Below are 19843 nucleotides of genomic sequence, written 5' to 3' on the forward strand. Positions count from 1 at the left end.
CTAGTGGCTGTGCCGATGGTGATAGCCTCTAACTCACCGGCTGGTGAAGAGTGAGCGGTGAGAGGCGACGGGCATGACCGACAGCACGAAGACCCCACGGGAGCGGTACCGGCAGCAGGTGCGCGACGAGGTCAAGGAGAAGGCCTGGCAGCAGATCGCCGGCTCCGGCGCCTCCGCGCTCTCCCTCAACGCGATCGCCAAACAGATGGGCATGAGCGGACCGGCGCTCTACCGGTACTTCGCCAACCGCGACGAGCTCATCACCGAACTCATCCGCGACGCCTACCGAAGCCTCGCCGACGCCTTCATCGCCGCCGCCGACGGGGGAGCGGACCGGCCCGGCCTCGCCGGGCTGGCGCAGGTGCTGCGCCGCTGGGCCCTGGCGGACCCGCACCGCTACTTCCTCGTCTACGGCACCCCGGTGCCCGGATATCACGCGCCGCCGGACGTCACCGCGATCGCCTCGGAACTGATGTCCGTCCTGCTGGACGCCTGCGCCACCGCGGACATGGAGCCGCACGCCTTCCAGGACCACCTGGCCGCGCACCGCGCATGGGCCGGAAGCCACCCGGACGCCCCGCCGTCGGCGCTGCACCTGGCCCTGACCTTCTGGAGCCGCCTGCACGGCGTGCTGTCCCTGGAACTGGCGGGCCACTTCACCGGCATGGGCCTGGACCCGGCCCTGCTCTTCGACGCCGAGGTCGACCGCCTCGTGACGTCCTGAGCCGCGTCAGATCCAGAAGAGGGACCACCCCGCCGCCGCCGACAGCTGTCCGGGCCGGCCGCCGGTCACGGGTACCGCTCCGCTCCGCTCAGAGCCCGGTGACCTTGGCGCTCGCCGACAGCTCGTAGACCAGGGTGACCGTCCGCCGGCCGCCCGGCGCGAGCGGCACGTCCCAGCGGGCGATGCCCTCGGAATCGACCGCGTCCGGCGCCGGCGAGCAGGCCTCCTTGCGCAGGCGCACCTCCACCGCCGCCACCTCGGAGACCGGGATCCGCTCCCGGACGACGACCACCCGTTCGCCGTGGTCCCCGGGGGCGGAGAACCGGGACAGGTGCAGCCGGACCGTACGGGTGACCACCGTCCGCTGGGTGAATCCGGCCGAGTCGCGCGACTCCTCGGCGTACCGGACCACTCTGTGGTCGTCGCAGCTGCCGAAGGCCAGCTCGACCCGGGCGCCCGGGGCGGTGAAGTCCAGCGTGCCGCGGCCGCTGAACCCGCTGCCGCGGACGAGGTCCACGGGACCCGCCAGCAGTGCGTGGCCGGACCGGTTGTCGAAGGACACCACCCGGGTGACCAGCGGGGACAGCTCGGGGGAGCAGGCGTACTCGCTGCTCGCGGCCGTGCGATAAGAGGAGAGCGGCACCCGGTGGGCGCGGCCGTCCCCGCGTACGGAGACCGGTACCGGGGAGTGCAGCACCCGCGCCTCGCCCCCGTCGTCCACGCCGGGCAGACCGAGCACCGGGGCCGCCGGACCGAGGTCCCCGATCTCCTCCTCGCGCAGTTCGACGTCGACCGTGCGGCGCTCCGCCGCCGTGCGCTCACCCAGCGTCAGGCGGTCCTCGTCCAGCCGCGGCGGCTCGGTGGCCAGCGCCGACCGGGCCGTCGACAGGGTCAGCCGTACGTCGGACCAGTCCTCGCCGGTGCGCTGCCAGACCATCGCGTCGGTCTCCAGCGTCAGCGAGTCCCCGTCCAGGACGGCCCGGTACGCGGGCCGCCACAGCGCGCACGGGGTGAGGTGGCTCAGGCGCAGCCGGACCGGACCGGCGGCCGCGCTGTCCACGGTCAGCTCGATATGGCCCACCAGCTCGGCGGGCTCGGTCCCGGAGCGGTCCATGGCCTGCCGGGTCTCCCCGAGTTCGACGGCGAGGGCGGCCAACCGGGCGTCGACGGCGCGCAGTTGCTCACCGTACGTATCGCGCTCGCCGTCCACCCGGTCCATCTCCCGAGCCCAGCGGGGCCCGTCGGTCTCCCCGGAACCGGCGCCCTCGCCGATCTCCCGCAGCAGATCCGCGGCGAGCCGGCCGAGCACGTCCAGCCGGGCGTGCAGCCGATCGCGCCGGTGCCCCAGGGCGAGCTGCTCCTCCTCCAGGACGTGCACGCGCAGGCGCAGCGCGGAGTCCTCGTCGGCGGACGGCAGCGGTCCGCGCGGCTCCCAGCTCCGGACGATCCGTACGTCGAGCACGGTGGCCGGGTGTTCGGCGGCCAGCTCGGCGTGCAGGGTGCGGTCGACGGCCAGCGCGCTGACCGGACCGAGCCGCAGCCGCTGGACCCCCGCCTCCAGGTCCAGTACGACGGCGCGCTCGACGTGGGCGCGGTCCTCCAGGCAGGTGACGGCGGTGACGGGAAGGGCGATCGGCTTGGGGGCCGTGGACATGATGGGTGTCAGCTCCTGCGGTTGCCGCCGACCAGGGCCTTGCCGGCCGGGATGCGGATCTCGTAGCCGCCGTCGAGGGCGGTGGTCCCCCCGGCGGGCAGGTCCACCCGCCAGACGCGGGTGCCCGGGGCGTGGTGTTCCGGCCCGGCGCCGTCCTCGGGTACCGTCCAGCCGGCGCGCTCCTCGATCCGGACGTCCGGATCGGAGGTGACGGGCACCCGCTCGTAGACCTCGACGGTGACGGGTCCGGCGAGCCGGTTGGCCAGCTCCACGTGGACCTGGTGGTCGAGCACGGTGGTGTTGTTGCGAAGGCCCGAGGTGGACTCGCGCAGGTTCGTACGACGGGTGACCCGGACGCCCTCGGCGGGCCCGAGCCCCACCCGGCGGACCCCGCCGGGGGCGAGCGTGGGCAGCGCGGCGGTCAGCAGGAAGTCCTCACCGAAGGTGACCTCCACCGGGCTGGCCAGCAGCGCCTGGTCGGTGGCGTTGGAGAGCACCAGCGTCGCGTACACGGTCTGCTCCACGGACGGCACGCAGACGTACTCGGTGCGCAGACCGACCGGGATCTCCCCGACGGTGACGGTGTGCCAGGTGCCGTCCGACGGAATGTCGGCGCGGGCCGCGGCATCGAAGCGGTGGTCGAAGGAACCCGCCGACTCGCGGGGCCGCACGGCGTGCCCGGGCAGCGGCAGCCCGCCCACCGCCTCGGCGCGGCGGCGGTGTTCGGCCGCCACCGGGTCGGCGGGGGCGTCGGCGAACAGCCGGCCCCTGCGACCGCCCTGCTCGTCGGGGCCGCACAGGACGAGGGCGGCGTAGTCGAGCTCGGCGCCGCTCGGCTGCGGCGGACCGGCCACCGGCTGCGGCGCCGGAGCCGACGCGGGCGCCGGGGGAGCGGCCCGGCCGGGGGCCGCGGGAGCCGCGGGGGCGGGAGCCGTAGGAGCGGGGGCCCCGCCGAAGCCCATGCCGCCACCCCGCGGCCGGCCGGCCGGGCGCGGGGTGGCCGGCTGGGCGAAAGCGGGCAGCGCGCCGCCGACGCCGTCCGGTGCGGCGCCGTACACGCCGCCGGGCACCGGGAGCGCGCCGTAGCCCTGCGGCGCGGGCGCGGCCGTGGCGGCCGGGGCCGGTGGCGGGGGAGGGGGTGGCGGTACGGGACCGGACGCGGAGCCGGCCCTGACGGCCGGGGCCGGGCGTCGGGGCCCGGCCGCCTCGTAGCCGGCGAACAGGTCGGCGAGGCCCGCCGGAGGCTCGCGCCAGCCGGACGGCGCGGGGGCGGGCTGCCGGCGCCCGATCCGGACCGAACGGAGCTTCGGCAGGTCGGTGCGGCGCCGCAGGTCAGCGGTGGCCAGCGCGATGCGCACACCGGTCCAGTCCTCGCCGGTGCGCTGGGCGACCGAGGCGCGCAGCACCAGACGGCCGTCGCCGTCGCCCTGACGGTGCGTGAGCCGGTACGCCGGCACCCAGACGGCGCCCGGAACCCCGTACTCCAACTCCAGCTCGACCTCCCCGGCAGCACCCTCGCCGTCGCCGTCGCCGTCACCCGTGGCGTCGAGCGTCAGGAGTGCGCAGACCGTGGTCTCCACGTGCGCCTGCGGCGCGTCGGTGGAGGCGCGGGCGAGCCGGTCTGCGGCGACACCGAGCTCGTGCCCGACGAGGCGCAGCGCTTCCTCCAGCTCGACGAGGCGGGCGTGCAGCCCCGTCAGCCGCCCTTCGGCGAAGTCGGCGAGCTCCAGCCACGCGTCGACCGGGGTGCGGCGGTGCGGGGCCTCGGGGTCAGGGGCCGGGGGCACCGGCCGCAGGGCCCTGACCTCCTCGATCAGCACCAGCTGTCGGTCCCGGCGGCCCTGCGCCGCCGCGTACTCGTCGCGCAGCCGTTCGACCTCGCGCCGCAAGGCATCGGGTGCTCCGGTGCTGCGCGGTTCGGCCTCGACCTCCACCCGGGCCTCGGTCACGCGCACCCCGGAGGCGCCCAGCACACTCGCCCGCAGCGAGGCCGGGTCCAGCGAGCGGGGCAGCCCCGTCACGCGCACCCGTCCGTCCGCCGGCATGCTGCCCCGGACCAGCCGGCGGCAGACCGCGCCCTGCGCGTACACCACGACCGAATCGAGGGTCGAACTCCACCGCTGTGCTGTCCCTGCCGTCATGTACTCCGCCCCCCGATGCGTCCCTGCCGGTCGAAGCCTACGCCCGAGCGGCCCGCGCGTCCGTGCCGAGACTCGATGTCAGTGGCCTGTCGTACGGTCAGGGTGTGTGCACGTCCGACGAAGTCCGTGAAATCGCCCTCGCCCTCCCACAGACGACCGAGAAGGAAGCCTGGGCCATGCCCACCTTCCGGGTCGCCGGGAAGATGTTCCTGACCCTGCCCGACGACGAGACGTCGCTGGCCGTCCGCTGCCCCAAGGAGGAACGCGACGAGCTGGTCCGCGCCGAGCCCGAGAAGTTCTGGGTCGCCGACCACGAGGCGTCCTTCGCCTGGGTACGGGCACGCCTGGCGGCCCTCGACGACACCGACGAGCTCCGTGCCATCGTCGTCGACTCCTGGCGCCAGGCCGCCCCGCCCGGCCTGCTCAAGGACCACCCCGACCTAGGCAGTGTCTGACAAATGATCATCTGGCTGGTTCGCGGAGCCAGAGGGTCAGCGAGGCCAGGATGACTCCGGCGTGGTAGCGGTTGGCGAGCTTGTCGAACCTGGTCGCGATCGCGCGGAACTGTTTGAGGCGTGCGAAGCATCGTTCGACCACGTTGCGGTCGCGGTGGATCTCCTTGTCGAATGCGGGCGGTCGGCCTCCGTGGCGCCCTCGGCGCCGGCGGTTGGCCGTTTGGTCGCGGCGCTCGGGGATCGTGACGGCGATGCCGCGGCGCCGCAGCAGGTGCCGGATCGCCCGGCTGGAGCAGGCCTTGTCGCCCAGGAGCCGGGTCGGAGTCGTGCGCGGGCGGCCGGTGCCGGCTCTCGGAACGCGGATCCCGTCGAGGACCTGACCGAAGGCGGTGGCATCGTTGACGGACAACGACGCCGGGCGGCCTGGCTCCGCGTCAGAGCGGTGTTCCCACACCGCACGTGCGGTCACCCGGTACGGAGCGGCCGAGCGCTGCTTGGGACTACCGCGCATCGGTAGTCCCCCGAGCCGGTCCCCGCCCCGCCTCCCGGCCCCTTCCGCCGCGTTGGGGACGTCCTGCTTGCTTTGGGGGTTCACCCCAGTCTAATCTCGTCATCATGACGATAACCGCTCAGCGGCCCCTGCTCCCTGCGGGCATCGACTCCTGGGGCCTCGATCCGCCGCCGCGCGCACGTCCGTGACGTCGAGCACGAGCCCGGAGCCATGCCGGCGCGCGCGCCAGCCGCCCGGCGGCCGCCTGCCGCCGGACCCCGGCAGAGATCGACACAAGGCGGTCCCCATTTCAACGCTGCGGCACCCCAGCGCCTGATCCCTGATGTGCGATCCACCGCTCGTGCACTTCAAACCCTCGAAGGCTCCGGCGCTCGTGGCGCCGCGTGCCGACGCGAAGAAGCGCGTCGATCGAAGTGTGAACTCGGATGACGCAACCCTTCTCCTCCCGGAGAAATCCACCCGCTAGGAACGTTTCGTGCGCCACGCCAGTCCCTCTCCACCCTCCGCCACGCTGCACCCTGTTCTCCTCGATTGCCTTTCCGGAATCCGCTCAGTCCGAGCGTTCGAAGCGGCCGACTACGTTCGCGAGAAGTGTCGAGTGCTGAACGGGCACCTGCAGCACAGCAGCCTCGATTCCGTCGCCTTCGGGGCCTTGTACGACTTCGTCGAGCTCTATCCGGAACGACTCACGATCCCGTCCGGAGAGAGAGAATCACACAAAAAGAGTTGGCCGGAATTCGCCCACCCCGAATTCGAGGAACTGGCAGCACCCGCGGAGTACCTCCACAGATTCAACGCGCACAAGTATGCGGCCGGCAGTCCCGCCATTCACCTCACTGTGCCGCCCACGACCGTCCTGGGCCCTTGCGGCCACGGCCGCGGTGGCATCGACAATGACCTCAGGACGGAGAAGTGAGCATGTTCGGAATGCCGGTAAATCCCTTCGACCTCTCCGAAGAAACGCTGAGCCGGATATCCGCCGATGACTCATGGGCCCCGACCGAGTCGGAGATCCCACACGTCGATGCCAGGGTGATTCGCCATTTCCTCACTCCGGCTGAAGTGGAGGTATTCGCGGCCGAACTCGCTGCCCAGCGCTTTGTGCCGGTGGGTCTGGACGGCATTGCCGCCAACTACGCAGAGGGAGATCCGGTCGGCTCTTTCCGTGCCACGGCTGACTCCGAAGTCTTGGCGGCAGAGTTCTACCGCAGGCTGCGGACGTTTCTGTCGTTTGAAGTAGGACCGGACGACCCGACGGATGCAGACGGAAGGTCCTGGAAGCCGGCGTCCGTCAATCCGCGTATGCGCTTCATCACGTACGAACACGGCGGATTTCTTGTCCCGCACTACGATTCGCCCTATTTCGCCCCCGACGGAACGCGAACTCACCTGACGGTCGTCGTCTACCTGTCGTATGAGGCAGTGGGCGGAGAAACGCGGTTCATCGCCGACAAGCAGAACGACCTTCCCTTTGCGCAACGCAACTTCTCGGACTGGCCCCGGCTCGCAGAGCCTGAGGAAATATTGAGCGCCCACCGCCCCGAACCGGGCGATGCGCTCCTCTTCTGGCATCGGACGCTTCACGACTCGGCCCCGCTTCTTGAGGGTACGAAAACAATTCTCAGAACCGACGTGCTCTACGAGCCCATAGATGTGCCTTGAGCAACAGCAAGGCAACCGTCGCACAGGAGGGTCCACGTGGTACCCGCCCGGGCTGGTGACACCGGGTGGGCGCCCGGGGCGGGCTGCGGATTCGACAACGTCCACACTGCCCAGTGCTGTGACGCGCGGCGCGGCCTGCGCCGGCGCGCACGGGCTCGCCGGGACCGCCGGGTACCGACGGGAGCGGGGATATGGAGAGACCATGGTCAGGTGCGAAACGTTCCGGGGCGTGACCAGCAGGCCAAGGTCGACCGGCGTGCGCTGAGAGAGGCACTGGTCGGGGCCTGTGCCGACGCGGGAGCGTCCATCGGCATGCTCTACCTGCCCGACCCCGACCCCACCCGGCGCGTACTGCACCTGGTGCTGGTCTGCGGCCTCTCCCGCGAGTTCGCGGCACCCTGGTCGCGGGTCGGCCTGGACGACCCCATTCCGGTGGCCGACGCGGTCCGTGAGGGCCGGCTCGTCTGGCTCGGCGGCCAGGAGGACACGGCCCGCCGCTATCCGCGCCTCGGCCTCGTCCTCCCGTACGACTTCGCACTCGCCGCCGCCCCCCTGACCGGCGAAGACGCCGATCGGGCCGCCGAGCCCACCGGGGCCGGCCTGGTGCTCCTGTGGCCCGGCTCGCACGGGCCCGACCTCGACGAGCGGGAACGCAAGGCCCTGGAATCGGCCCGAAGCCTCCTGGCGCGCATCCTGCGGCGAGCCGCGCGCGACGGCCTGTCGCTGCGGCCGACACCGCATCCGACCATCCTGCGACCGCTCCCCTCACCCACACCGGGCCCGGCCGAGGCGGCAGCCACGATGGCGTTCGTCCGGCGCCTCCCCGGAGGCAACTGCGCACTCGACCTGAACGGCACCGTCACCTTCATCACCCAGGAGGCGGCCGACCTGCTCGGCGCGCCCGTTTCCGGCCTGCTCGGAGCCCTGCCCTGGGAGGCCCTTCCCTGGATGGACACCCCCGCCATCGAGAACCACTACCGGGCCACCGCGATGAGCCGACTGCCCCGGAGCTTCACCGCCGAACGGCCCACTGGACAGCAGCTGTGCTTCGAGCTCTACCCGGACAACACCGGCATCAGTGTCCGCATCACCCCGGTCGGCGACCGGGCCGGCTCCCCGGCCCCCCACCCGCCGACCGACCCCGAGCAGTCCGCGCCCAGCCGGGCCGCGGCGCTCTACCCGCTCATGCTGCTGGCCGCCACCCTGACCGAGGCCGCCCACGTGCAGGACGTCGTGGAGAAGGCCGCTGACCAGATCGTTCCCGCGATGGGAGCCCATGCCCTGGCCCTGCTGGCCGAGCAGGACGGGCGGGTGCGGATCGTAGGCCACCGCGGATACTCCGCCGAACACCTCGCGGAGCTCGACGGCACCCCCGTCTCGGCCGACACCGCCATCACCCACATCCTGCACACCTCCGCCCCCCTCTTCTTCGGCGACGTGGGCGAGCTCCTGGCCGCCCACCCCGACGCGGTGGTCGAGGACGGCATGGCCGCATGGGCGTTCCTGCCCCTGATCGCCTCCAACCGCCCCATCGGCTCCCTCGTCCTCGCCTACGGGCACCCCCGCGTCTTCGCCCCCGGCGAGCGCGCCGTCCTGACCTCGATCGCCGGGCTCATCGCGCAGGCCCTGGACCGCGCCCGCCTCTACGACGCCACCTATCAGCTCGCCCGTAGCCTGCAGACCGGCCTCCTGCCCCACACCCTGCCCCGCGTCCCCCGCCTCGAGGTGGCCGCCCGCTACCGCCCGGCGGCGTACGGACTCGAGATCGGTGGCGACTTCTACGACCTCATCCGCATCGACGACACCACCGTCGCGGCCGCCATCGGCGACGTCCAGGGCCACAACGTGAGTGCCGCCGCCCTCATGGGCCAGGTCCGCACCGCAGTCCACGCGGGCGCCGGCGCACCCCCGGAAGAGGTCCTCGCCCGGACCAACCGGCTCCTGACCGACCTCGAACCCGGGCTGTTCACCAGCTGCCTGTACACCCACATCGACCTCGCGGGCCACACCGTCCGCCTGGCCTCCGCCGGCCACCCGCCGCCCCTGCTGCGCCACCCCGGCGGGACGACCGAGATGCTGAACCTGCCGGCCGGACTCCTCCTGGGCATCGAGCCCGGGACCTCGTACACCGCCGTCGAGGCCCCCTTCAGCCCCGGCACCCTCCTCGCCCTGTACACCGACGGGCTCGTCGAAGCCCCCGGCCGGGACATCGAGGACGCCATCGGCGAGGTCGCGGCCCTGATCGGTGGCGCCCCCGAGGACCACCCGCTCGGTGAGCTGGCGGACGAACTCATCGAGTACGCCCACCGCCAGGGCCCCCGCCCCGACGACATCGCCCTCCTGCTGCTGCGCGCCGAGGGCCCGCGATGACCCGGGACGCGCCCCACTGCCGTGCCAGCTGACCCGGACGCAGCGGCAGGAGAAACGATCACGGAGCATGCGGTGAGGCTACGGGGCCCACGAGCCGTTCGGCTCGGCGAGGTCGCCGGGTCGCGGGGTCCCCGGGTCGGTATTTTCGGCCATTTCCCGGCATGAGGCTGACATGCTCCTGACAGTTCAAGGTCGCTGTGGGACTCTCCCGGCACGCACTCCGCACACTCTGTGAGGCCCCACGCCTCGCCCACCCCCACCAGTACGTGGCATGGAGGAGCGCACCATGAGGCACATCACGCACGGCACCCGTATCTCACGCCTCGCCGGTATCGCGACGCTGGTCGTCGCGGCGGCTTTCACCGGAACCGGCACCGCCCTCGCGCAGGGCAGCGGCGCCTCGGCCGTCGACCAGAAGGTCGACGGCGTGATGGTGGTCGCCGGCAACAGCTGTAGCTGGACCAACGCGAGCACCAGCGCCGTCCCCCCGAACGCCCTCACCGTCGACCGCACGACGATCAACACGCCGGGCGGCAATCTGGCCTGTGGCGGCGGCATCGCCGCCACGCTCAACAACAACCCCGCCTTCACCTTCGACGACGCCGCGGGCACGGCGCGGACCGATCTGATCGACATCACCGGCAGGCAGAGCTTCATCTCCTGCCGCTACAAGGCGACGGGCATCGTGTGGGACCGCGACGCTACGAGCCGGAAGTACATCAACCGGGCCTTCACCGCCGCCAAGACCTCGGGCAGCTTCCTGTGCCCGGGATCGGTCACCACCCCGGCCGGGGACGCGTCCATGCTGTTCCACTGAACCGACCGGAGACCGGTCCGGACCGGACCGGCTCCGGACCGGTCCGGACCGGTTCGGCTTCGGACCGGACTGGCTCGGGATCGGGCCCGCACCGGTTCGGTCCGGTCGGGTCCCGTCCCGGAGCCGGCCGCCGCGGCCGGGCGCACGGGCACGGTCCACCCGGCACCGTGCCCGTCCGGCCGACCCGCGAGGATGGGCGCATGACGCGTCTTCTCCACCTGGACCGCACCCTCGACGAGCTCGACGGACCGCCTTGGCCTCCGCCGCCCTCGCCCACCACCGCGCTGGTCACGAAGGTCCACGCCCTGCGCCGCAAGCGCCTCGGCGCTCTGACCCCGGCCGACCTGCGCACACTGATCGACCAAGCCGTAGGCCTCCCTTATCGGTTGCCCCTCGCGGTGCGCCTGCTCCTCGAAGACCCCATGCTGGACGCGTACTTCTATCCGGGGGACCTGCTGCTCGCCGTCCTGGGCCGGCCCGAATCGGCCTGGGCGCTCTTCCCGGACTTGCGGGAGGAGCTGGCGGCCGCCGTCGCGGGGCTGTCCGAAGAGGAGCTGGCCGAACTCAGGGCCTACCGGCCGGCGGGGCGGTGGGGTTGAGGGGCCCGCTTCAGGGCTGCTCGGCGCGCGCCCCGGCCAGGGAGTTCAGCAGGGCCGCGCCCCGTTCGGCGTCGTCCACGCTGACCGCGAAGTCCTTGCCCTTGGCCCGGATCGCCAGGCATGCGCCGCTCCGCAGCATCACCGTCGTGCCCAGCCCGCTGAGCCGGTAGCCCCAGCCGCCGACCTGTGCCGGTGTCCTGTTCTCGGCCCGTGCCCACTCGATGTCCGCCGCGTCCCAGCGCCGCACCGGCCACCCGAGGGGACCGAACGCCACGTCCATACCGCGCTCCGTGACCCGGACCCGTACCGATGCGCAAGCCAGCACCGACACCGAGGCGAACAGGAACGGCACCGTCACCAGCCACATCGGCTCCGCCAGGTCACCGAGCCCGACGAGCAGGGTGGCCAGCGCGCCCACCCCGGTGACGGCAGAGAGCAGGTACAGCCACGGATTCTCCGTGGACGCGAGCCAGATACGGCGCTCACCTGCGGGAATGTCCATCCGGGGGCCCTGCCCCCGCGGGAGGGGGGACGCGGGCCGACGACTCACCAGCACCCCCACCAGCCCGGCCGCGGCCGCCGCGACGACCGTGACCACGGCCCCGATGGTGACCGAATCCGCTTCGCGCCAGTCCGCGTGGTACAGGTTCGCCCGCACGATCGAGACCTGCTCCCCGGCCAGCAGCACCCCGCACGACACCAGCACCGCCCCGCGCCACCGGCGCGCCGCCCGCCAGAACACCGCGCTGGTGACGAGCACGACCCAGATCACGACCGGCACCAGCACGACCGCCCACAACGGATGCGAACCGTCCGGCTCCCCGAGAGCGTTCCAGTGCGTCGCCAGCAGGTCGTCGAATCCTTTGCGCGCCGTCAGCGGCAGCACCACCAGCAGCGCGAGGATCCCGGCCGCCCAGGCGGCCATCCCCCATACGGGCCCACTCCTCGACCCCGCTAAGCCACTGGGCCCACGGTCTCCATGGCTCTTACTCTCACTCACTGCGCCTCCTTGATCATCTCTATGAGATCGGCCCTGCCGTATCCCAGGCGCGCCCCGTCGGCCACGAGTTCCCGCACCCGCTCCAGCAACGCCGACCGCCCGTCCGCCCCACCGGCCACGGTCACCCCGCGGCCGCGCCGGAACTCCAGCAGCCCCTCGTCACGCAGCGCGCGCAGTCCCCGTAGGACGGTGTTGGCGTTGACGCCCAGTGCCTGCGACAACTCCCGTGCCGACGGCAGCCGGTCACCCGGCCCGCATTCCCCCTCGGCGATCGCACGCCTGATGGCTCCGGCCACCTGCTCGTGCAGGGGACGGTTGTCCGCGATGTTCAGCCTCAGCAACATGGTGCCAATGACGCTAGCACCATCTGCTTCATTCGGCACCTGCCGCGATCCGGGCGTGCCCGGTGGTGTGCGGCGGTCGTGAAGAGCGGGCCCGACGGTCGAACCGGATGGCGGGGGCCCTCGTGTGAGGGTCATGAACACGCCTTCCGCCGGCCTCCGCGCGAGAGCCTCCGAGTACGCACTCCTGCCGCTGCGCCTCTTCCTCGGCGTCACCTTCGTCTACGCCGGTCTGGACAAGCTGACCGATCCGGCCTTCCTGTCCGCCACCGGCGACGGCTCGATCGGCCAGCAGATGGAAGCGGTGCGGGACGCCGCGGGCATTCCCGCGCTGATCGACCTTTCCATGACCGACCCGGTCGGCTTCGGTGTCGCGATCGCCCTCGGCGAGCTGGCCGTCGGGCTGGGCGCCCTCGCCGGCCTGCTGACCCGGATCGCGGCTCTCGGCGGTGCGCTGATCTCACTCAGCCTGTGGCTGACCATGAGCTGGTCGACCACGCCGTACTACTTCGGCGCAGACCTGATCTACCTGCTGGCCTGGACCCCGCTGATCCTCGCCGGCGCGCCGGCCCTGTCCCTCGACGCGCTGCTCCACCGGCGGCGGCGCGGTGCCACCGCCCCGGTACGCACCGACGACGTCCCGACCCTGACGGCCGTCGGATCCCGCGCGGGCGCCCGGCGGGCCCGGGGCCGGGCCCGGGTCAGTCCATGATCCGCTCCAGCCATGGCGGAACCGGGCCGCCTGCGTCCGAAGACGGCAGAGCCCCCGCTCCGCTGGGACAGGAGAGGGGGCTCCGCTCGATCAGGGCGGATGGGTGACCCTCGTGCCGCCGACACGGCGCGGTCCCGCCATGCGGGCGCGTGCTGCTCCTACTTGAGGTGCGACGCCTGCTCGCGCTCGCCGTGCAGGGCTGAACGGCGGCGCTGTCGGCGCGGACGCCACCGGCGACACCGGGCCCTCCGCCCGAACTCGCGCGCACGCTGCGCCTCTTGGTGCCACCGGCCGACGCTGCGCCGCAGACCCGCCGCGGACCCGTTGCACTCGTACAGGCGAGCCCTGGGGCGCGTCATCCGGCGGCGGCGTCCTCGGCCTCCCAGCGCAGCAGATCGCCCGGCTGGCAGTCGAGCACTTCGCAGAGCGCGGCGAGCGTGGCGAAACGCACCGCCTTGGCCCGGCCGTTCTTGAGTACGGCCAGGTTGGCGGGCGTGATCCCCACGCGATCGGCGAGCTCGCCCACGGACATCTTCCGCCTGGCCAGCATGACGTCGATGTCGACGGTGATCGGCATCAGATGACCTCGTCCAACTCGGCCTGCATCCGTGCCGCTTCGATGTCGCGCGCGACGGCCTGGGTGAGCAGCATCCGCATGACGAGCACGATGAGCGCGACCCCCAGGATGGCCAGGCCGACCCCGCCCATGATGACGGTGACGCCCGGATCCTCCCGCTGGCCCGGCGCATTGATGGCTGTGACCCCGAACCACATGAGGGCGGCCGCCACGATCGAGCCGATCACGCCGTCCACGTACCGGAAGGCACCGTCGGAGAAAACGGTTCCGCGCCGCACCATCGTCACCAGCCGCCACACACAGACCAGGGCGACCTGGGCCGACACCATGCCCAGGATCGTGATCACGCGCAGCGGCGTCAGCGGGAGCGACCCGTCCTCCGGGTCGGTGGCCAACGCCCACACCATCAATGCCTGTACGAACACGGTGCCGACGAGCACCACCACGATCACGGCGCGCAACGCATGCACGGCCAGCTTCCCCATGACGCATCCTCCCATCGATTTACGATGGGAATCTATCGAATCTCGATAGGTGAAACAAGGGCTGGTGGGGAGGGGCCGGTCCGCCGAGGCCCGGGCTCTCGTCGAACGCCCCGGCGGCGGCGCCACGCTCGTCCCCTGCCCGCCGCCGGGCTCGATCGGCTACCCGGGCTGACGCGGGCCGGACCGGCGCGGCAACTCGTCGTGGAGGAGGCGACCGGTGAGTGCGCCGCCGAAGACGACGACGCCGATGCCGACGAGCCAGGTCTGGATGACGAGGACGGTTCCGAAGGGTCCGTACGTGATGGCGCTGGAGGCGATCAGCGGTGAGAAGACGAGTCGGGAGAAGAGCCGCAGTCCGAGCAGCGCGATCATGGTGGCGACCGCCCCGGGAAGCAGAGCGGTCCATGCCACCCGGCCGCTGAGCAGCAGCCGCTGGGACCACCAGAAGAACAGGGTGCCGATCGCCACCGTGACGAACCCGCGGACCGGAGACCCACGCCACGGCGATGTGATGGCGGACAAGTACAGGACGCCGATCAGCACGCCGAGCCAGACCACATGCCGCCACCTGGCCCACCAGCGGGCCGGGGGCAGGTCCCAGATCCGTTCGTAGCCGCTCTGCAGCATGGTTCCGAAGGACAGGCCGAACACGGCGAGCACAGCGAGGCCGAATGCCGTCGTGGTCCGCCATGCCTGGCCGGGCAGGGCGAAGAGCCGGTCGATTTCCGCCCTGGCGGCCGGCGACACGCCGAGTCCGTCCCCCAGCCATTGCGCGAATCCCTGCCCGGTGGCGGTGTCCGCCGCGGACACGACGACCAGCAGCGGTACCAGCGTCAGGAACCCCAGCGCCGAGAACCCCAGGGAGCGCTGCCACAGGTCGACGTCCCGGATACGCCCCCAGTGGCGGCCGGCCCGCGCGCGGCGTATCGCGCTGCGTATCCGTCCGACGGGCGACAGCCGGCCAGATCCACCCGACCCGGTCATTTCGCCGGATCACGCTCCGACGAGTCGTCGCGACCGATCTCCTGTGACCGGGAGCGATGGGCCGGGGATGAGGTGACGGGCATGGCCGCTCCAGGTGTCGCTCCCACGATAGGACTCTCGTGCCGGGGAATCCATCCGTAGGGCTTGCGCCCTGGCCGACCGGGTCAGGACAGCTTGTCCTGCGGGGTCACCACGGTGAAGAGCGCCCCCTCGGGATCGGCGAGGACGATCCACCGGCTCGTGCTGGACGTCTGTACGGGAGACGCGGTCCTGCCGCCCAGCCGGATCGCGGCCTCGACCACCGCCTCCAGATCGGGCACGCGGAAGTGGACGTGCCATCGGGGACGGACCTCAGGGTCCGGTGCCTGTTCGAGCGCGCCGCCGCTGATGCGGGCCACGGTGTCGCGCCCGTGGCGCAGGACGACGTGATCGTGCTCGTAGGAGACCGCGCAGCAGCCGGGACGCGAGCCGGCCCATTCGAGGACCTCCCCGTAGAAGATGGCGGCCGCGAAAGCGTCCCGCGTCCGCAGTTCCAGCCAGGCGGGCGCACTTCCGCGGCCCACCGACCAGTCGGGGACGACCTCGCCCTGCCAGAAGCCGAAAACGGCCCCGGCGGGGTCCGCCGCCAGGGCGATGCGGCCGGTGCCGAAGGCCACGGGGCCGACCGCCATGGTGGCGCCCCGTTCGACGATCCGTGCGGCGGTCACGTCGGCGTTCTCGACGGCGAAGTAGGGCGTCCACAGCACCGGCGCGCCGGCGCTCCCGGCGAGTACGCCGATGCCCGCCACGGGGGCCCCGTCGCGGAAGGCGACCATGATGCCCCCGCCGAGGTGGGTGGGCCGGAAGTCCCAGCCGAGCACGCCGGCGTAGAACCGCTGTGTGGATTCGAGATCCCGGGCCAGCAGACTGACCCAGCACGGCGCACCGAAGATCTCGTGGCTCGAAGTCGACACAGCTGCCAGCCTCATCTGCCGTTGACGGGGGACGGAACCCTTCCACCGTAGACCGGGCGGCGGCGCTGGGCCGCGAGGCGCGGTTCGAAGGGAGCCATGTCCCTCCTCGGCTTGCGGCGGGCCTCGCGCGACCCGCTCCGGTGTTTGGCCGACGGCAGGGCGGGCAACCGCGTCAACACATGGGGCCCCACGACGGAGGCCGGCGTGTCGCGGTGCGGTCCGTGGCCGGCCGGCCGCGAGCACGACGGGTCACCCCTACCGGGAGGAGTTGTTTCGCGTGACTGAGCATGTGTGGAGCTACCGTCCGGCATCGGGTCACCTGACCTGGGCCGACCTCACCGGGTACCGGGTCGAGGCGACCGACGGCCATATCGGGAAGGTCGACAAGCACTCCTACGACGTGGGTGACGCCTACCTGGTCGTCGACACCGGTGTGTGGATCTTCGGCAAGGAGGTCCTCCTCCCGGCGAGCACCGTGTCCCGGATAGACCTGCAGGAGGAGACGGTCTACGTGAACGCCACGAAGGACCGGATCAAGAACGCCCCCGAGTTCCACCGGGAAAAGCACCTGCAGGACCCCGGATACCGGGCGGAGCTCGGTAGCTACTACGGCATCACCTGGCTGCCCGGCGAAGGCCCGGTCGGCAGCCACCGCGGATGACGGGAATGGCCGTCACGTGGAAGGATTTTCCGTCGCCGAAAATCAACGGGCCCGGAACCGGTTAACGCGGATTTCGAGGGTAGACGCCGTATGAGACGCCCCGGCGGATCCAACGGTTCCGTCGAATTCCGAAGCGAGAACGAGGACACCATGATTCTTGTCGGGCTTATTCTGCTGGTCGTTGGATTCTTCACCGGGATCTCCATCCTGTGGACGATCGGGATCATCCTGCTCGTAGTGGGTGCGGTGCTGTGGATCCTGGGCTCGGTCGGGCACGCGGTCGGTGGCCGGCGCCACTACTACTGACCTGTCGGCGCTACGCCGAACGGGGGACGCCGGGGCTCGGACTTCGGCCCTCGGAATTGCGGTCGGATGAAAGCGTGCAGTCCGCATATTCGTTCCGATTCACCAGGGAGTGATCAGCTGTGTCGGACAAGGAGAAGGGCCGCGCCAAGGCCGAGCAGGCCAAGGGAAAGCTCAAGGAGGCCGCTGGGCGCGCGGTGGGCAACGAACGCCTGACCACGGACGGCCGGGCCGAGAAGGCCAAGGGTGACGCCCGTCAGGCCAAAGAGAAGATGAAGGATGTCTTCAAGCGCTGACCGCGCACCAGTGTCTGTGCCGAGGTCCCGCACCCCCACGGGTGCGGGACCTCGGCACATGTACGGCGGTACCGCCCGTGACGGCGGATGCATGGAACCGCGATACGTGTGAACGTGAGACGGCAAGGTTTCCGCGGGTGCGTGCGGCATCGGGGCGCTCACCTCGAACGCGGCCACCTGTATCGATCTGAACCCCGGAGCGATGGGCGGCGGCGGAATGCGAAGCGTGGGAGTGGAAGAAGAGCTGTTGCTGGTGGACGCTGCCACCGGTGAGCCGCTGGCCGTGTCGGGCCCGGTCCTGGCGGCGGCGGACCACTGCACGGGGGAGTGCTCCAAGGGCGGGGGAGCGAAGGAGCACGTCTTCGAGAAGGAGCTCCAGAGGGAGCAGATGGAGTTCGGCACCAAGCCGGTGACGGAGATGGGCGAGCTCCAGGAGGAGATTGTCCGGTGGCGCACGGAGGCGGCCCGGCACGCGGCGTCCGCCGGAGCCCTCGTGGCGGCCCTCGGCACGTCGCCCCTGCCCGTGCGGCCCTCGCGCAGTCCCGGGCAGCGGTACGAGTGGATCGCCGATCAGTTCGGCCTGACCGCGCAGGAGCAGCTGACCTGCGGATGCCACGTCCACGTCGCGGTCGAGTCGGACGAGGAGGGCGTGGCCGTCCTGGACCGGATCCGCCCCTGGCTCGCCGTACTGCTGGCGATGAGCGCGAACTCCCCCTTCTGGCAGGGCACGGACACCGGGTACGGAAGCTACCGGAGCCGGGTGTGGAACCGGTTGCCCTCGGCCGGGCCCGTGGACGTCTTCGGGTCCGCCGACCGCTACCACGAAGAGGTCCGCGCGATGGTGGGCACCGGCGTGCTGCACGACGAAAGAATGATCTACTTCGATGCCCGCCTGTCGGCCGTCTACCCCACGGTGGAGATCCGGGTCGCGGACGTGTGTCTGGAGGCGGGGACCACGGTGCTCCTGGCCGCCCTCGTCCGCGCGCTGGTCGAGACGGCCGCCCGGGCCTGGCGGGCCGGGGAGCCGCCCGCGCGGGTCGGTACGGGCCTGCTGCGGCTAGCCGGCTGGCGGGCCGGGCGGTCGGGGCTGGACGGCCCGCTGCTGCACCCCCTGACGATGCGGGAGACCGCTCCCGCCACCGCCGTACGGGCCCTCCACGAGCACGTCCGTGAGGCGCTCGTCGATCACGGCGACCAGGAACGGGTGAGCGCGGAGATCGCCACTCTGCTGAAACGCGGCAATGGCGCCCGCGTCCAGCGCGCGTTGCTGAGCGAGCGAGGTGATCTTGCCGCGGTAGTCCTGGGCTGCGCGGAAACGACGACGGCCACACCCGCCTTCTGAAGCCCTCCGCCGCTCAGCTCGCCTCTTCGCTCGCCTCCGCGCTCGCCGCGGTGTAGCGGACGCGCGCCCAGAGGGGGAGGACGAACCAGCACAGGAGGTACCAGGCCAGGACTCCCGCGACCAGCCACGGCACGACCGCGTTGTGCGCGGCGACCCGCAGCACGAGGAGGAGGGCCGAGGTGCAGGTGGCCAGGAGCAGGATCAGTCCGGTGAAGGTCAGACGCGAGGCCCACGCGACCGCCTCGGGTTTGATCCGGCGGCCCTTGACGATGCGGTGGAAGGAGACGGGCCCGATCAGCGCCCCCGTGGCCAGTGCGCCCAGCACCACGGTGATGATGTAGATCACCTTGTCGGTCGGGGGCAGCCCCTGGAAATGCGGGGTGAAGGCGACGGTCAGCAGGAAGCCGAAGAGGATCTGCACGCCCGTCTGCGCGACGCGGATCTCCTGGATGAGCTCCTGCCACTGCCGGTCCGCGCGTTCCTCCACGGTCTCGCTCCGCCCTTTTTGGGCATCTTGTGCCATGCATCCTCCTTGTGTCCGCCGGGGCCGTCGGGCATGCGCGCGGGACGCCCCGGGTACGGGCTACCCGGCGACCGGGCTGCTGTGGCGGACCGTCAACGGAGCACGCGTACACAGCCGTCCACAGGGTAGACGCGCCCGCATGACATGGAGGCAGGCGCGGCGTCATGGTGCGGTGTCGGAGGAATCCGACGGGTCCAGGGGATCCGAGGGATTCGCGGATGGGGCCACGGCGGCCGGCCGGCGGCAACGACGTCCGGCGCACCCGGCCGTCCGGGCGCTGGCCATGGTGATCGCCTTCGTCGGGACCGTCCTGTTCGGTGCGGTCCTGGCCCGGCTGACGCTCGAACCGTCCGCCGCGTCGGAGACCCTCGTCCACAGCAATGTCCGACCCGGTCATTCGATCAGAGCCTATCTGGACGGGACGTCGACGATCGAGGCGGTGCGCCAGCTGGGCGGGAACCTGCTGCTGGGACTGCCGTTCGGAGTGCTCCTGCCGGTCCTGCTGCCCCCGGCCCGGGGGCTGGTACGGGTCGGCGCGGTGACGGTCGCCCTGATGACCCTGGTGGAACTCACCCAGGGAGCCCTGATCACCGGACGCGTCTTCGACATCGACGACGTCATCCTCAACACGGCCGGAGCGCTCATCGGGTACGTGCTCATGGGCCTGCGGCTGGGCCGGGCCGTACACCCGCGCCGCAGCCACTGGTGGCACCGCTGAGCCCGGACGGGTCGT

General features: G+C 71.8%; 22 protein-coding genes and 1 pseudogene. 13 read left to right on the plus strand and 10 right to left on the minus strand.

The window, feature by feature from the left end; all coding sequences use genetic code 11:
- Positions 1-73: 73 nt before the first annotated feature.
- Entirely contained in the window at positions 74-724 is a 651-nt protein-coding gene (locus ACZ573_RS19360; RefSeq protein WP_471305443.1) for a TetR/AcrR family transcriptional regulator, read from the plus strand.
- A gap of 88 nt (positions 725-812) precedes the next feature.
- Here the strand turns inward: ACZ573_RS19360 and ACZ573_RS19365 are convergent, their stop codons facing one another.
- Together ACZ573_RS19365 and ACZ573_RS19370 are read right to left on the minus strand one after the other, a co-directional pair.
- The gene (locus tag ACZ573_RS19365) at positions 813-2378 is read right to left on the minus strand and encodes a DUF4139 domain-containing protein (protein WP_471305445.1); all 1566 of its coding nucleotides are present in this window, start codon (positions 2376-2378) and stop codon (positions 813-815) included.
- A gap of 8 nt (positions 2379-2386) precedes the next feature.
- On the minus strand, positions 2387-4519 hold the full coding sequence (locus tag ACZ573_RS19370) for a DUF4139 domain-containing protein (protein ID WP_471305448.1): 2133 nt from the start codon (positions 4517-4519) through the stop codon (positions 2387-2389).
- Positions 4520-4623: 104 nt separating this feature from the next.
- On the opposite strand from ACZ573_RS19370, the gene ACZ573_RS19375 reads away from it, so the two are divergent.
- Positions 4624-4974, plus strand: a complete 351-nt coding sequence (locus ACZ573_RS19375) for an MmcQ/YjbR family DNA-binding protein (protein WP_471305451.1) — start codon at positions 4624-4626, stop codon at positions 4972-4974.
- A 7-nt stretch (positions 4975-4981) separates the two neighbouring features.
- On the opposite strand, the pseudogene ACZ573_RS19380 reads toward ACZ573_RS19375, so the two are convergent.
- A pseudogene (locus ACZ573_RS19380) lies at positions 4982-5380 on the minus strand (transposase); the annotation flags it as partial.
- 580 nt (positions 5381-5960) lie between these two features.
- Here ACZ573_RS19380 and ACZ573_RS19385 point away from each other — a divergent pair.
- From ACZ573_RS19385 to ACZ573_RS19405, 5 genes are all read left to right on the plus strand, one after another.
- Positions 5961-6401 (plus strand): hypothetical protein, encoded by a 441-nt coding sequence (locus ACZ573_RS19385; RefSeq protein ID WP_471305452.1) that lies wholly within the window; start codon positions 5961-5963, stop codon positions 6399-6401.
- 2 nt (positions 6402-6403) lie between these two features.
- On the plus strand, positions 6404-7147 hold the full coding sequence (locus ACZ573_RS19390; RefSeq protein ID WP_471305761.1) for a 2OG-Fe(II) oxygenase: 744 nt from the start codon (positions 6404-6406) through the stop codon (positions 7145-7147).
- A 210-nt stretch (positions 7148-7357) separates the two neighbouring features.
- Complete coding sequence (locus ACZ573_RS19395) at positions 7358-9517, plus strand: SpoIIE family protein phosphatase (protein WP_471305454.1); 2160 nt, start codon at positions 7358-7360, stop codon at positions 9515-9517.
- A 286-nt stretch (positions 9518-9803) separates the two neighbouring features.
- Positions 9804-10334: a hypothetical protein gene (locus ACZ573_RS19400; protein ID WP_471305456.1), complete on the plus strand. Its 531-nt coding sequence runs from the start codon at positions 9804-9806 to the stop codon at positions 10332-10334.
- 200 nt (positions 10335-10534) lie between these two features.
- The gene (locus ACZ573_RS19405; RefSeq protein ID WP_471305459.1) at positions 10535-10933 is read left to right on the plus strand and encodes a contact-dependent growth inhibition system immunity protein; all 399 of its coding nucleotides are present in this window, start codon (positions 10535-10537) and stop codon (positions 10931-10933) included.
- 10 nt (positions 10934-10943) lie between these two features.
- Here the strand turns inward: ACZ573_RS19405 and ACZ573_RS19410 are convergent, their stop codons facing one another.
- Together ACZ573_RS19410 and ACZ573_RS19415 are read right to left on the minus strand one after the other, a co-directional pair.
- The gene (locus ACZ573_RS19410; protein WP_471305462.1) at positions 10944-11858 is read right to left on the minus strand and encodes a DUF1648 domain-containing protein; all 915 of its coding nucleotides are present in this window, start codon (positions 11856-11858) and stop codon (positions 10944-10946) included.
- 71 nt (positions 11859-11929) lie between these two features.
- Positions 11930-12277 (minus strand): GntR family transcriptional regulator, encoded by a 348-nt coding sequence (locus tag ACZ573_RS19415; protein ID WP_390173663.1) that lies wholly within the window; start codon positions 12275-12277, stop codon positions 11930-11932.
- Positions 12278-12410: 133 nt separating this feature from the next.
- Here ACZ573_RS19415 and ACZ573_RS19420 point away from each other — a divergent pair, with 133 nt between their 5' ends.
- Positions 12411-12986, plus strand: coding sequence for a DoxX family protein (locus ACZ573_RS19420; protein WP_471305466.1), 576 nt, complete (start codon positions 12411-12413; stop codon positions 12984-12986).
- A gap of 355 nt (positions 12987-13341) precedes the next feature.
- Here ACZ573_RS19420 and ACZ573_RS19425 read toward each other — a convergent pair whose 3' ends face one another.
- The 4 genes from ACZ573_RS19425 to ACZ573_RS19440 all read right to left on the minus strand — a co-directional run bounded on the left by ACZ573_RS19425 (position 13342) and on the right by ACZ573_RS19440 (position 15934).
- Positions 13342-13563, minus strand: coding sequence for a helix-turn-helix domain-containing protein (locus ACZ573_RS19425; RefSeq protein WP_471305468.1), 222 nt, complete (start codon positions 13561-13563; stop codon positions 13342-13344).
- A complete protein-coding gene (locus tag ACZ573_RS19430) occupies positions 13563-14048 on the minus strand; it encodes a DUF2975 domain-containing protein (protein WP_471305470.1) in 486 nt (161 codons plus the stop codon). Before ACZ573_RS19430 ends, ACZ573_RS19425 begins: the two co-directional genes overlap by 1 nt.
- A 159-nt stretch (positions 14049-14207) precedes the next feature.
- Positions 14208-15032 (minus strand): ribonuclease BN, encoded by an 825-nt coding sequence (locus ACZ573_RS19435; protein ID WP_471305473.1) that lies wholly within the window; start codon positions 15030-15032, stop codon positions 14208-14210.
- A gap of 164 nt (positions 15033-15196) precedes the next feature.
- Positions 15197-15934 (minus strand): VOC family protein, encoded by a 738-nt coding sequence (locus tag ACZ573_RS19440; RefSeq protein WP_471305764.1) that lies wholly within the window; start codon positions 15932-15934, stop codon positions 15197-15199.
- Between the two features lie 328 nt (positions 15935-16262).
- On the opposite strand from ACZ573_RS19440, the gene ACZ573_RS19445 reads away from it, so the two are divergent.
- From ACZ573_RS19445 to ACZ573_RS19460, 4 genes are all read left to right on the plus strand, one after another.
- Positions 16263-16646, plus strand: coding sequence for a PRC-barrel domain-containing protein (locus ACZ573_RS19445; protein ID WP_471305477.1), 384 nt, complete (start codon positions 16263-16265; stop codon positions 16644-16646).
- A 150-nt stretch (positions 16647-16796) separates the two neighbouring features.
- Positions 16797-16952, plus strand: a complete 156-nt coding sequence (locus tag ACZ573_RS19450; RefSeq protein ID WP_471305480.1) for a DUF6131 family protein — start codon at positions 16797-16799, stop codon at positions 16950-16952.
- Positions 16953-17071: 119 nt separating this feature from the next.
- The gene (locus tag ACZ573_RS19455) at positions 17072-17245 is read left to right on the plus strand and encodes a CsbD family protein (protein WP_471305482.1); all 174 of its coding nucleotides are present in this window, start codon (positions 17072-17074) and stop codon (positions 17243-17245) included.
- A 217-nt stretch (positions 17246-17462) separates the two neighbouring features.
- A complete protein-coding gene (locus ACZ573_RS19460; protein WP_471305485.1) occupies positions 17463-18587 on the plus strand; it encodes a glutamate--cysteine ligase in 1125 nt (374 codons plus the stop codon).
- 13 nt (positions 18588-18600) lie between these two features.
- Here the strand turns inward: ACZ573_RS19460 and ACZ573_RS19465 are convergent, their stop codons facing one another.
- Complete coding sequence (locus ACZ573_RS19465; protein WP_471305487.1) at positions 18601-19110, minus strand: DUF6328 family protein; 510 nt, start codon at positions 19108-19110, stop codon at positions 18601-18603.
- 172 nt (positions 19111-19282) lie between these two features.
- On the opposite strand from ACZ573_RS19465, the gene ACZ573_RS19470 reads away from it, so the two are divergent.
- Positions 19283-19828, plus strand: coding sequence for a VanZ family protein (locus tag ACZ573_RS19470; RefSeq protein WP_471305490.1), 546 nt, complete (start codon positions 19283-19285; stop codon positions 19826-19828).
- Positions 19829-19843 lie beyond the last annotated feature (15 nt).

This window comes from Streptomyces sp. NPDC040545 (genome assembly GCF_055595065.1).